The organism is Vogesella alkaliphila, assembly GCF_014652475.1.
Taxonomy (GTDB): domain Bacteria; phylum Pseudomonadota; class Gammaproteobacteria; order Burkholderiales; family Chromobacteriaceae; genus Vogesella; species Vogesella alkaliphila.
Genome location: NZ_BMYW01000002.1, coordinates 78743 through 90901 on the forward strand (window position 1 = coordinate 78743; position 12159 = coordinate 90901).

Consider the following 12159-nt stretch of genomic DNA (forward strand, 5'->3'; position numbering starts at 1 on the left):
TATGACAACAAACCAAAGCGTCCAGCTATTCGTTCGTCTGGTTCAAGAAAAAGATTCAGAGCTGAAGGCGGCTGCAAACACTCTGCTTCGTGATCTTGCCGGTGATGATCCAGCGACGAAAAAATCATCAGCCGAAAAAGCTTTGCGAGTTGCAACCGATCTGCGCACCATTCTTTCGCGATCCGATGTTCCAGGATGGCTCAACGACACGATTAACTACATTTCCCAATTCACTGCCGGAAATTGGAGAGCGAAGGACTTTATCACCAACTTTGTGAATATTAAGGCTCAGCTTGATCTCCATCGCTGGCAGTTTGACCACGTAGCTGAGGCAGCATTTGATTTTGACTCGATCTTCGAACACTACAAAAAAGGTAGCCGCCTCCCCGAGCTGTTCGACGAAATTATCCGACTTCTAGAAGAGATTGAAGCTAGTGGTGAGGTCGACAGTGTCAGTATGCTTAGGGCACTTGCGAAAGTAATTGCCACTATTCGGAAGTGCAAGGACGGCTCATACTTTTCGCTTAACAGTGCGTGGGAGTTTCTGCTGAGTTTCCTGAACAACTATATGTGGGGCGAACTCTCAAAGCTCCCTGTACTAGGCACTGCTCTAGAAGCGCTTAGTAAAACTATCAAGGAAGCTGACGAAGAAATGTTCAAGGTGCATAAAGCAGTCCAAGACGAAATGGTGCGGACTGTCACTGCGGAGGTAAAAGCTCTTTCGAACAAATCAGCCTTCCCATTTGTGGAATACAACCGCAGTGGTCATTTGCTTCCTACCTCAAACCCTCGCCAACTTCCCGATCTCACCGTATAGCAATAACCTTTCGTTCAAGGCGACCTGCGCAAAAAACAGCGCAGGCGCCTCAACTCCACGTTAGCTATCCTCCCCCTACACAACCGCCAAGCGCACATAGATAGGCTGGTACGGTTCGTCCTGGCTGACCCTGACCATGCCCTCCTTCACCAGCTCCAGCACCGCGATGAAGTTGACCACCAGGTGGGCGACGCCCTTGCCGATGTCGAACAGCTCCTCGAAGGCCACATAGTCGCGACCGTCGAGGTAGCGCACGATCCAGCTCATCTGCTCGCGCACCGACAGCTCGTCCTGCTTCACCTTGTGGTGGCGGTTGTGCTTGGCGCGCGACAGGATGGACAGCCACGCCTGGCGCAGGTCCAGTGCGCTGACTTCCGGCAGCCGCTGTTCGGCGGACTGCTCCACCAGCACCGCCAGCCAGGCGAAGTCGCGGTCGGCCTGCGGCAGCTTGTCCAGCGCCAGTGCCGCCAGCTTCATCTGTTCGTACTCCAGCAGCCGGCGCACCAGCTCGGCACGCGGGTCGTCCGGGTCGTCCTCGCCTTCCACCGGCGGCCGCGGCAGCAGCAGCCGCGACTTGATCTCGATCAGCAGCGCCGCCATCAGCAGGTATTCCGCCGCCAGCTCGAACTGGCCGGCCTTCATCACCTCGACATAGCTCATGTACTGCGCGGTGACCTCGGCCAGCGGGATGTTGAGCACGTCGAGGTTCTGCTTGCGGATCAGGTACAGCAGCAGGTCGAGCGGGCCTTCGAAGCTGTCCAGGATCACCTGCAGCGCGTCGGGCGGGATGAACAGGTCCTGCGGGATTTCCAGTACCGGCTGGCCGAACACGTGCGCGATCGGCAGCGCCGGCGGCAGTTCGGGCGCGGTGAGCTGGAAGTCGGCAAGCGGTTCGGTCATGGTCGGGGGAAGCGGGTGGGCGGCAAGGGGGGCATTGTACGGCCAGCGGTGCGAGAGCGGAACAAGGTTGGCCGCAACGGTTCAGGCCGGCGCCTGCCACACCAGGTCGAGGAAATCGGTGCCGGCGTGCGCGATGCGGTAACCGAGCGCGGCATAGAAGGCGCGCACGCGGCGGTCGCGGCGCAAACAGCTCAGCCGCACCTGCTCGCCGGGGCGGCACAGCGCCTGCACCAGCTGCATCGCGCGCCGGCCACAACCGCTGCGCTGCTGCGCCGGCGGCACCACCAGCAGGTCGACGATCAGGCCGGCATTGTCGCGGCGCAGGCTGAGCAGCGCCTGCCTGGCGTCGCCCTGCTGGAACCAGAACAGCGACGCCGCCTGCTGGCTGGTGGCGAAGCGCTGCCGTTGCAGTGCCTCGTCCCAGCGTGCGACGCGGCGCAGGCCGGGCATCATCGCGTTGCGGTACAGCGCGTAGGCGGCCTGCTGCTCGCCGGCCAGCAAGGGCTGCAGCGCGCCGCCGTGAGTCACTCGGCGGCGGCCTGCATGTGCTGTTCCGCTTCCATGCGCATCTTCTTGCGGATTTCCGCCTCGCGGAAGCGCTTCTTGTGGGTATCGCTGTCCAGCGACAGCGCCGGCACCGGCATCGCCTTGCCGTTGTCGAAGGCCACCATGGTGAAGTAGCAGCTGTTGGTGTGGCGCACGCTGCGCTTCTGGATGTCCTCGGCGATCACCTTGATGCCGACCTCCATCGAGGTGCGGCCAACGTGGTTGACGCTGGCGAGGAAGGTCACCATCTCGCCGACGTGGATAGGCTGCTTGAACAGCACCTGGTCCACCGACAGCGTGACCACGTAGCAGCCGGCGTAGCGGCTGGCGCAGGCGTAGGCGACCTGGTCCAGCAGTTTCAGCAGCACGCCGCCGTGCACGTTGCCGGAAAAATTGGCCATGTCCGGCGTCATCAGCACCGACATGGTGAGTTCGCGCTGGTTTACAGTGTGTTCAAGCATTCTGTCCTATCCTTTATGCATTTTTGCGGCACGGCAGCGTACAATCGTTGCCCGCCCTCTTGTCTGTGCCGTCGCCATCATGTCATCCCTGTCCCGATTGTTCCAGTACGCGCGCCGCTATCGCCGCGACGTGTACCTGGCCAGCTGCTTTTCCGTGGTCAACAAGTTCTTCGACATCCTGCCCGAGGTGCTGATCGGCGTAGCGGTGGACGTGGTGGTCAACCGCGAGGCGTCGTTCCTGGCGGCGCTGGGCGTGACCGATGCCTTCAGCCAGCTGCTGTGGCTGGGCCTGCTGACGGTGCTGATCTGGGGCGGCGAGTCGCTGTTCGAGTACCTGTACCAGCTGCGCTGGCGCAATCTGGCGCAGAACCTGCAGCACGAGCTGCGGCTGGACGCCTACCAGCACGTGCAGAAGCTGCCGCTGTCCTACTTCGAGGACAAGAGCACCGGCAAGCTGATGGCGGTGCTGAACGACGACATCAACCAGCTGGAGCGCTTCCTCAACGGCGGCGCCAACAGCATCATCCAGGTGCTGTGCTCGACGGTGATGGTCAGCGCGGTGTTCTTCTACCTGGCGCCGACGCTGGCGATGATCGCGCTGGCGCCGATCCCGCTGATCCTGTACGGCACCTTCTGGTTCCAGAAGCGCATCGCGCCGCGCTACGCGGCGGTGCGCGAGGCGGCGGCGGTGATCAGCGGCCGCCTCAACAACAACCTGCTCGGCGTCGCCACCATCAAGGCGTTCACCGCCGAGGCGTTCGAGGCGGCGCACATCCGCGACGCCAGCGAACACTACCGCGCCACCAACGCCGCCGCCATCCGCCTGTCGTCGGCCATCATCCCGGTGATCCGCATGGCCATCCTGTCCGGCTTCGTGGTGACGCTGGTGTACGGCGGCCACCTGGCGCTCAGCGGCGCCATCGGCGTCGGCAGCTACTCGGTGCTGGTGTTCCTGACCCAGCGCCTGCTGTGGCCGCTGACCGGCCTCGCCGACATCGCCGACCTGTACCAGCGCTCGATGACCGCCGTCGACCGCGTGCTGGACGTGCTGCAGGCGCCGCTGTCCATCGACTACCACGGCCGTGCGCTGCCGCACGACAGCGTCAGCGGCCAGCTGAGCTTCAGCCACCTGTCCTTCGGCTACGGCGATCTCACCGTGCTGCACGACATCTCGCTGACCATCCCGCCGGGACGCACGGTGGCCTTCGTCGGCGCCACCGGCTCCGGCAAGAGCACGCTGGTCAAGCTGCTGCTGCGCTTCTACGACGCGCAGCACGGCGAGATCCGCCTCGACGGCCAGGACATCCGCCAGCTGGCGCTGACCGACCTGCGCCGCGCCATCGGCTACGTCAGCCAGGACGTGTTCCTGACCGACGGCAGCGTGGCGCAGAACATCGCCTACGGCATGCCGGAGCTTGGCCGCGACGCCATCGTCGCCGCCGCGCGCGCCGCCGAGGCGCACGAGTTCATCGAGCGCCTGCCGCAGGGCTACGACACGCCGATCGGCGAGCGCGGCCAGAAGCTGTCCGGCGGCCAGCGCCAGCGGCTGGCGCTGGCGCGCGCGATCCTGAAAGACCCGAAGATCCTGATCCTGGACGAGGCCACCAGCGCGGTGGACAACGAGACCGAGGCCGCCATCCAGCGCTCGCTGGACGTGGTGTCGCGCGGCCGCACCACGGTGGTGATCGCGCACCGCCTGTCCACCGTGCGCCACGCGCACTGCATCCACGTGATGGAGCACGGCCGCCTGATCGAATCCGGCACCCACGATACGCTGCTGGCGCAGGACGGCAGCTACGCCGCGCTGTGGCGGCTGCAGACCGGCGAGCGCAGCGCCGAGGTCGCCTAGCTGCCGTATCGCGGCCGGCTCTCTATCCGGCGGCCTGTTAGATGAAAACAGCCCGGCGTTTGCCGGGCTGTTTACTTTATGTGCCGCCGCTTGCGGCCAACGTTGGCCGCAAGCGGCTAGCACCAGCGCCGCACGCGGCGGCAATAGGCGGCGTAGTCCTCGCCGAACAGCGCCAGCAGCGCGCGCTCCTCCGGTGCGATCTGGAAGCGGTTCAGCCACAGCACGAACAGCAGCGGCCCCAGCAGCGCCGGCCACGGCTGCAGCCACCACGCCCAGGCCAGCAACAGGCACAGCATGCCCAGATACATCGGGTTGCGGCTGAGGCGGTAGAAACCGCTGACCACCAGCACGCTGCTGCGCTGCGGCGTCAGCGGGTTGACGGTGGTGTGCCGGCGCACGAAGGCCAGCACCGCGCCGCCGTCCAGCAGCACGGCCAGCCCGGCCAGCAGCCACAGCGGCCATTGCACCGCCGGCGGCGGCGGCCAGCCGCCGCGCCACCACGTCAGCGCCGCCATCAGCGCGGCGCACGTCAGGCCCACCAGTGGCGGCGGGATACGGCACTCCAGCCAGCGCATCATGTTGCCTCCTTTCTGTTTTCATCGCCCAGCCGCGCCCGCGCCAGGCGCAGGCCGTTGCCGATCACCAGCAGGCTGGCGCCGACATCGGCGAACACCGCCATCCACAGCGTGGCCACCCCGGCCAGCGCCAGCACGAAGAACAGCAGCTTGATCGCCAGCGCGATCGCGATATTGGCGCGCAGCACCGCCATGCTGCGCCGCGCGTGGGCGAACAGCAAGGGCAGCTTCTCCAGCCTGTCGTCCATCAGCGCCACCTGCGCCGTCTCCAGCGCGGTGTCCGATCCGGCCGCGCCCATCGCGACCCCCAGCTCGGCCTGCGCCAGCGCCGGCGCGTCGTTGACGCCGTCGCCGACCATCGCCACCGCGCCGTGGCGCTGCGCCGCGGCCAAGCTTTGCAGCTTGTCGTCCGGCAACAGGCCGCCGTGGGCCTCGTCCAGCTTCAGTTCGGCGGCGACGCGGCGCACCACCGCCGGCTGGTCGCCGGACAGCATCAGCACGCGCAAGCCCTGCGCCTGCAGCGCGGCCATGGTGTGCCCGGCCAGCGGCCGCAGCGTGTCGTTGACGTGCAGCAGCGCCAGCAGTTCGCCGTCCAGCAGCAACAGCAGATAGCCCTCGCCCTGCGCCTCCAGCGGTGCCAGCAGCGCGTCCAGCCGCGCCGCCGCCACGCCCTGCGCCAGCGCCAGGCGGCGGTTGCCCAGCGCCAGTTGCCGGCCGTCGATACGGCCCAGCATGCCCTGCCCCGGCCGCTCCGTCACCGCGCCGTGCAGCACGGCAGCGGCAACGTTGGCCGCAGCCGCGCGCCGGCACACCGCCCGCGCCAGCGGATGGGTGGAGTGCTGCTCCAGCGCCGCCGCCAGCGCCAGCACCGTTGCCTCGTCGTGGCCGTCGGCCAACGGCTCGACGCGCGTCACCGCCACCGTGCCGCTGGTAAGGGTGCCGGTCTTGTCCAGCGCGACGGTGCGGACGCGCGCGGCGGCCTCCAGCGCGGCGCCGCCCTTGATCAGCATGCCGTGGCGCGCGGCGGCGGCCAGCGCCGACACCAGCGTCACCGGGGAGGCGATCACCAGCGCGCAGGGGCAGGCGATCACCAGCAGCACCAGCGCCTGATACAGCGCCGCCTGCCAGCCCATCAGCCCCAGCGCCGGCAGCGCCACCGCCAGCAGCACGGCCAGCCCCACCACCAGCGGCGTGTAGCGCGCGGCGAAGCGGTCGATGAAGCGCTGCGTCGGCGCCTTGCCGGCCTGCGCCTCGCGCACGCTGCGGATGATGCGCGCCAGCACGCTGCCGTCGGCCGGCGCGGTGACGCGCAGCTGCACCAGCGCGCCGCCGTTGATGGCGCCGGCGTACACCGCGTCGCCCGGCCCCTTGTCCAGCGGCAGGCTCTCGCCGGTGATCGGCGCCTCGTTGAACTGGCTGTGGCCGCTGAGGATCTCGCCGTCCAGCGGCACCCGCTCGCCGGGACGCACGCGCACGATGCGGCCAACCTTGACCGTGGCCACCGCCACTTCCTGCCAGCCGTCGCCCTGCTGCAGCCAGGCGGTTTCCGGACGCAGCGCCATCAGCGCCTTCACCGCGTCGCCGGCGCGCGCCAGCGCCCGCGCCTCCAGCCTTTCCGACAAGGCGAACAGGAACAGCACCATCGCCGCTTCCGGCCACTGCCCCAGCAGCATCGCGCCGAGCACCGCCACGCTCATCAGGAAGTAGATGTTCAGCGTCGCCGTCTTCAGCGCGAACCAGCCCTTGCGCGCGGTGCTGCGCCCGGCCAGCAGCATGGACGGCACCGCGCAGGCCACCACCGGCAGGCTGGCGTCGCCGGCGCCGCCGAAGGCCAGCGCCTCGGCCAGCACCGCCAGAGCCCCGGCCAGCCACAGCGGCCAGCCGGCCTGGCCATGTGTGGTGGTGACGGCTGGGGCAGTACTCGCGTGCAGCGTGGCGGGCATGCCGATCGCGGACAGCGCGACCAGCACCTCGGTCTCCGCCACGCCGTCGTGGTACAGCGTCACCGTGCGCTCGATGTAGTTGAAGGACAGGTCGTTGACGCCGGCCAGCGGGCGCAGCACCTTGGCGACCAGCTGGCCCTCGGTCGGGCAGTCCATCGCCGGGATCGCCAGCTGCAGGCGGGCACCGGCAGCATTGACCGGCGGCGGCGTCTCGCCATGGGCGTGGCCCGTGTGATCGGCATGATCGTGGCCGGCGTGTTCCGCCGTGGCGCAGGCCGGGGCTGCAGTGGCGGCGTGTTGATGCTTGCAACAAGAGGACATGGCGGGCTCCCGCAGGTTTCGTTGCTGTATTGCACACCCTGTAGCTACTATAGGGTCAAGCACGAATTGATGAGCGCGGGAGCAGGCAATGCAAATCGGGGAACTGGCCAGACAGACTGGCTGCGAGGTGGAAACCATACGCTACTACGAGCGCGAGGGGCTGTTGCCGGCGCCGGCGCGCAGCGCCAGCGGCTATCGCCGCTACGAGCCGGGCCACGTCGAGCAGCTCAACTTCATCCGCCACTGCCGCTCGCTGGGCATGTCGCTGGCCGACATCCGCCAGCTGGCCGACTATCACCGGCATCCGGCACCGGAGCCGTGCGACCGCGTCAACGCGCTGATCGACGACCAGATCCGCCGCGTGCACAGCCAGATCGAGACGCTGCAGCAGCTGGAGCGGCAGCTGCTGGCCCTGCGCGGGCGCTGTCACAGCCCGCACACGCTGGCCGATTGCGGCATCCTGAAGACGCTGGAAGACGCCTCCAGCGGCGAGCCCTGCGCCTGCCATCCGCCGGCGACGGGCAAAAAAATAGCCGGCTAGATAGCCGGCCTAACAACGCTCGTAAGGGGATTCCAAGGATAGACCTCGTACACCATCCCCGGCTGTACGAGGCATCAGTCAATTCTGATTCAGCACTCGGCTGATGCCTTCAGCGGTATCGCTACCGCTGTCACAACCTGTCACTGGCGGCGCGAGTCGGGAGGAGAATCCGTTCTGCAGCCTGGGTGCCAGCGGTCGGTTGTCGTTACGAGCCACAACACAACACAGAGAGTGAGTACAGTATAAGCAGGCCCTAGCCATTCCAGAAATGAATTAAAATTATAAAAATCATTCCATCAAGAAATCAACAAACGGCAGGCAAAAAAATAGCCGGCTAAGTAGCCGGCCTAACATGCTCGTAAGGGGATTCCAAGGATAGACCTCGTACCTCATCCCCGGTGGTACGAGGCATCAGTCAATTCTGATTCAGCACTAGGCTGATGCCTTTCAGCGGTATCGCTACCGCTGTCACAACCTGTCACTGGCGGCGCGAGTCGGGAGGAGAATCCGTCCTGCAGCCTGGGTGCCAGCGCCGGTTGTCGTTACGAGCCACAACACAACACAGAGAGTGAGTGCAGTATAAGCAGGCCCTAGCCATTCCGGAAATGAATTAAAATTATCAAAATTATTCCATTAAGGAATCAACCAACGGCAGGCAAAAAAATAGCCGGCTAAGTAGCCGGCCTAACAACGCTCGTAAGGGGAATCCAAGGAATAAAGCTCGTACCTCATCCCCGGTGGTACGAGGCATCAGTCAATTCTGATTCAGCACTCGGCTGATGCCTTCAGCGGTATCGCTACCGCTGTCACAACCTGCCACTGGCGGCGCGAGTCGGGAGGAGAATCCGTCCTGCAGCCTGGGTGCCAGTGCCGGTTGTCGTTACGAGCCACAACACAACACAGAGAGTGATTGCAGTATAGGGAGCCCCCGTCTATTCTGGAAATGAATTAAAATTATCAAATCAATTCCATTAAAGAATAGTCAAGATGGACATCAAGGCACTGCGTTACTTTACCGAGCTGGTGCGCCAGCAGAACTTCACCCGCGCCGCCGAGGCGCTGTTTGTCACCCAGCCCACCATCAGCAAGATGGTGAAACAGCTGGAGGACGAGATCGGCAGCCCGCTGCTGATCCGCGAGGGCAAGAGCTTCCACCTCACCGACGCCGGCCGCGTGGTGTACCAGCGCGGCCAGGACGTGCTGGCGGCGCAGATGCGCCTCAACAGCCAGCTGGCGGAGCTGGCGGAGCTGGCGCGTGGCGAGCTGGTGGTCGGTCTGCCGCCGATGACCGGCGGCGCCTTCTTCGCGCCGGTGGTCGGCGCCTTTCGCGACCGCTACCCCAATGTCGAGCTGAAGATGGTGGAAGACGGCGCCCGCGCCATCGAAAGCAGCGTGCGCAACGGCCTGCTGGAAATCGGCGCCGCGGTGCTGCCGGTGGACAACAGCGTGTTCGAAAGCCTGAGCCTGGTACGCGACCGGCTGTGTCTGGTCGCCCCTACCGGCAGCCCGTGGCACGGCATGGCCAGTGTCACCCTGCTCGACATCGCCGACCGGCCGCTGGTGTTCTATCCGGAGGACTTCTCGCTCAGCGCACGCATTACCGATGCCTTCCGCCTGCTCGGCAAGAGCGTGCACATCGCCGGGCGCAGCGCGCACTGGGACTTCATCGCCGCGATGGTGGAGGCGCGGCTAGGCATCGCGCTGCTGCCGGAGGTGGTGGCACGCCACCTGGAACCGCACCGTTTCGACGTGGTGCCGGTCGACGAGGAGCGCATCGTGTGGCACATCGGCCTGATCTGGAAGAAGGACAGCTACCTGTCGCACGCCGCCCGCGCCTGGATCACGCTGACCCGCGAAATCCTGCTGCCGGGACACTGAGCCGCGCGCCAGGCCCCCTGACCGCACAAGGTTGGCCGCAAGGCATGCGGCCAACCTTGTTGCCATCACACCGCGCCATTTCCACGACACCATGAAAAACGCCACCGCGAACGGTGGCGTTGTGCTTGGATCAGGCAGTCTTGCGACTTAGATCATGCCCTTGCTTTTCAGCAGTTCGAACATGGTCTTGCCGATCTCGGCCGGGCTGCGGGTGTAGGCGATGCCAGCCTGCTCGAAAGCCTTGAACTTCTCTTCGGCAGTACCCTTGCCGCCGGAGATGATGGCGCCAGCGTGGCCCATGCGCTTGCCTTTCGGGGCAGTCACACCGGCGATGTAGCCGACAACCGGCTTGGTCACGTAAGCCTTGGCGAATTCGGCCGCTTCTTCTTCAGCGGAGCCGCCGATTTCACCGATCATCACGATGGCGTCGGTGTCCGGATCGTCCTGGAACAGTTTCAGCGCGTCGATGTGGCTGGTGCCCGGGATCGGGTCGCCGCCGATACCGATGCAGGTCGACTGGCCCAGACCCAGGGCGGTGGTTTGTGCCACGGCTTCGTAGGTCAGGGTGCCGGAACGGGACACGATACCAATGCGGCCCGGGTTGTGGATGTGCCACGGCATGATGCCGATCTTGCACTCGCCCGGAGTGATGATGCCTGGGCAGTTAGGGCCGATCAGGCGGATGCCGGCTTCGTCGACGGCTTTCTTCACGTACAGCATGTCCAGGGTCGGCACGCCTTCGGTGATGCACACGATCAGCTTCACGCCGGAATCAACGGCTTCCAGGATGGAGTCCTTGGCGAACGCTGCCGGTACGTAGATGACCGAGGCGTCAGCCTGGGTCTGGCGTACGGCGTCCTTCATGGTGTTGAACACCGGCAGGCCCAGGTGCTCGGAACCGCCCTTGCCTGGGGTCACGCCACCGACAACCTTGGTGCCGACTTTCAGCGCCTGTTCGGCGTGGAAAGTACCGTTCTTGCCGGTGAAGCCTTGCACCAGCACTTTCGTATCTTTGTTTACCAATACGCTCATTTTGAAATCCTTATGCGGTGCAGGTGATTAAAGCGCGGCAACGGCAGCAACGATCTTCTCGGCTGCGTCGTTCAGGCCCTGGGCGGAGGTCAGTTTCAGACCGGATTCGTCCAGGATCTTGGCGCCCAGTTCGGCGTTGTTGCCTTCCAGGCGCACAACGACAGGAACGGTCACGTTCACTTCCTTAACGGCAGCGATGATCGCTTCGGCGATCATGTCGCAACGAACGATACCGCCGAAGATGTTGATCAGCACGCCCTTGACCGAGGTGTCGGCCAGGATCAGCTTGAACGCTTCGATCACGCGCTCCTTGGTGGCGCCACCGCCCACGTCCAGGAAGTTGGCTGGTTGGCCACCTTTCAGCTTGATGATGTCCATGGTGGCCATCGCCAGGCCAGCGCCGTTCACCATGCAGCCGATGTTGCCTTCCAGGGCCACGTAGTTCAGGTCGAACTCGGAAGCCTTCACTTCGCGCTCGTTTTCCTGCGACTTGTCGCGCTGGGCCAGCAGCTCTGGGTGACGGTACAGGGCGTTGGAGTCCAGGTTGATCTTGCCGTCGACGCAAGCCAGTTCGCCGTTTTCACGCAGCGCCAGCGGGTTCACTTCGAACAGCGCGAAATCGTTGGACACGAAGGCGTCGTAGGCGCCCAGCATCAGCTTGGTGAATTCACCGATCTGCTTGCCGGACAGGCCCAGGGCGAACGCGCAATCGCGAGCCTGGAACGGCTGCATGCCGACCAGCGGATCCACTTCCACCTTGATGATTTTTTCCGGGGTTTCTTCCGCTACTTTTTCGATTTCCACGCCGCCTTCGGTGGAGACCATGAACACCACGCGCTGGGAGCCACGGTCAACCACGGCGCCCAGGTACAGTTCGCGCTGCACCGGGTACATGTCTTCGCATACCAGGACGCTGTGAACCGGCTGGCCGGCGGCGTCGGTCTGGTAGGTCACCAAGTTGGTACCGATCAGGCTCTTGGCCACTTCGGCGGCTTCTTCGCGGCTTTTCACCACTTTCACGCCACCGGCCTTGCCACGGCCACCGGCGTGGACCTGGGCCTTCACAACGGCAAACTTGCCGCCCAGTTGGTCGTAAGCAGCAGCGGCTTCTTCCGGCGAGTTCGCCAGGATGCCCTTTTGCACCGGCAAGCCGTATTTGGCCAGCAGCTCTTTCGCTTGGTATTCGTGCAGGTTCATTGAGTTTCCTTTCGGGTGGATAGTTGGCAGGCCTTGCGGCCAACCTTGCTATGCCTGTAATTCTGCGATTGTACCGCCCGCGGTGCGGGCGGTCTTGTT

Annotated in this window: 11 protein-coding genes; 4 read left to right on the plus strand and 7 right to left on the minus strand. The window is 64.9% G+C overall.

Annotated features, from left to right (window positions below; genetic code table 11):
* Position 1: 1 nt before the first annotated feature.
* Positions 2 to 817: a hypothetical protein gene (locus tag IE100_RS03550; protein ID WP_189372771.1), complete on the plus strand. Its 816-nt coding sequence runs from the start codon at positions 2 to 4 to the stop codon at positions 815 to 817.
* 75 nt (positions 818 to 892) lie between these two features.
* Here the strand turns inward: IE100_RS03550 and IE100_RS03555 are convergent, their stop codons facing one another.
* The 3 genes from IE100_RS03555 to IE100_RS03565 all read right to left on the minus strand — a co-directional run bounded on the left by IE100_RS03555 (position 893) and on the right by IE100_RS03565 (position 2724).
* Positions 893 to 1717: a segregation and condensation protein A gene (locus IE100_RS03555; protein ID WP_189372772.1), complete on the minus strand. Its 825-nt coding sequence runs from the start codon at positions 1715 to 1717 to the stop codon at positions 893 to 895.
* Between the two features lie 81 nt (positions 1718 to 1798).
* Entirely contained in the window at positions 1799 to 2245 is a 447-nt protein-coding gene (locus tag IE100_RS03560; protein ID WP_189372773.1) for a GNAT family N-acetyltransferase, read from the minus strand.
* Positions 2242 to 2724, minus strand: a complete 483-nt coding sequence (locus tag IE100_RS03565; RefSeq protein WP_189354752.1) for an acyl-CoA thioesterase — start codon at positions 2722 to 2724, stop codon at positions 2242 to 2244. Before IE100_RS03565 ends, IE100_RS03560 begins: the two co-directional genes overlap by 4 nt.
* A gap of 79 nt (positions 2725 to 2803) precedes the next feature.
* Between IE100_RS03565 and IE100_RS03570 the strand changes: the two genes are divergently transcribed.
* Entirely contained in the window at positions 2804 to 4573 is a 1770-nt protein-coding gene (locus IE100_RS03570; protein WP_189372774.1) for an ABC transporter ATP-binding protein, read from the plus strand.
* 116 nt (positions 4574 to 4689) lie between these two features.
* On the opposite strand, the gene IE100_RS03575 is transcribed toward IE100_RS03570, so the two are convergent.
* Positions 4690 to 5151, minus strand: a complete 462-nt coding sequence (locus IE100_RS03575) for a methyltransferase family protein (RefSeq protein WP_229800209.1) — start codon at positions 5149 to 5151, stop codon at positions 4690 to 4692.
* Positions 5148 to 7412, minus strand: a complete 2265-nt coding sequence (locus IE100_RS03580) for a heavy metal translocating P-type ATPase (protein ID WP_189372775.1) — start codon at positions 7410 to 7412, stop codon at positions 5148 to 5150. Before IE100_RS03580 ends, IE100_RS03575 begins: the two co-directional genes overlap by 4 nt.
* Before the next feature lie 88 nt (positions 7413 to 7500).
* On the opposite strand from IE100_RS03580, the gene cadR reads away from it, so the two are divergent.
* On the plus strand, positions 7501 to 7953 hold the full coding sequence (cadR, locus tag IE100_RS03585) for a Cd(II)/Pb(II)-responsive transcriptional regulator (protein ID WP_189372776.1): 453 nt from the start codon (positions 7501 to 7503) through the stop codon (positions 7951 to 7953).
* 987 nt (positions 7954 to 8940) lie between these two features.
* The gene (locus tag IE100_RS03590) at positions 8941 to 9831 is read left to right on the plus strand and encodes a LysR family transcriptional regulator (RefSeq protein ID WP_189372777.1); all 891 of its coding nucleotides are present in this window, start codon (positions 8941 to 8943) and stop codon (positions 9829 to 9831) included.
* Positions 9832 to 9978: 147 nt separating this feature from the next.
* Here the strand turns inward: IE100_RS03590 and sucD are convergent, their stop codons facing one another.
* Positions 9979 to 10863 carry a succinate--CoA ligase subunit alpha gene (gene sucD / locus IE100_RS03595; protein WP_189372778.1) on the minus strand — a complete coding sequence of 295 codons (885 nt, stop codon included), beginning with the start codon at positions 10861 to 10863 and terminating at the stop codon, positions 9979 to 9981.
* 27 nt (positions 10864 to 10890) lie between these two features.
* The gene (gene sucC / locus IE100_RS03600; protein ID WP_189372779.1) at positions 10891 to 12060 is read right to left on the minus strand and encodes an ADP-forming succinate--CoA ligase subunit beta; all 1170 of its coding nucleotides are present in this window, start codon (positions 12058 to 12060) and stop codon (positions 10891 to 10893) included.
* Positions 12061 to 12159: the final 99 nt, after the last annotated feature.

Coding starts and splice junctions, on each gene's coding strand:
- IE100_RS03575 (WP_229800209.1), bottom strand. CDS start 5,151: ATGATGCGCTGGCTGGAGTGCCGTATCCCGCCGCCACTGGTGGGCCTG.
- IE100_RS03570 (WP_189372774.1), top strand. CDS start 2,804: ATGTCATCCCTGTCCCGATTGTTCCAGTACGCGCGCCGCTATCGCCGC.
- IE100_RS03580 (WP_189372775.1), bottom strand. CDS start 7,412: ATGTCCTCTTGTTGCAAGCATCAACACGCCGCCACTGCAGCCCCGGCC.
- IE100_RS03590 (WP_189372777.1), top strand. CDS start 8,941: ATGGACATCAAGGCACTGCGTTACTTTACCGAGCTGGTGCGCCAGCAG.
- sucC (WP_189372779.1), bottom strand. CDS start 12,060: ATGAACCTGCACGAATACCAAGCGAAAGAGCTGCTGGCCAAATACGGC.
- IE100_RS03565 (WP_189354752.1), bottom strand. CDS start 2,724: ATGCTTGAACACACTGTAAACCAGCGCGAACTCACCATGTCGGTGCTG.
- IE100_RS03550 (WP_189372771.1), top strand. CDS start 2: ATGACAACAAACCAAAGCGTCCAGCTATTCGTTCGTCTGGTTCAAGAA.
- sucD (WP_189372778.1), bottom strand. CDS start 10,863: ATGAGCGTATTGGTAAACAAAGATACGAAAGTGCTGGTGCAAGGCTTC.
- cadR (WP_189372776.1), top strand. CDS start 7,501: ATGCAAATCGGGGAACTGGCCAGACAGACTGGCTGCGAGGTGGAAACC.
- IE100_RS03555 (WP_189372772.1), bottom strand. CDS start 1,717: ATGACCGAACCGCTTGCCGACTTCCAGCTCACCGCGCCCGAACTGCCG.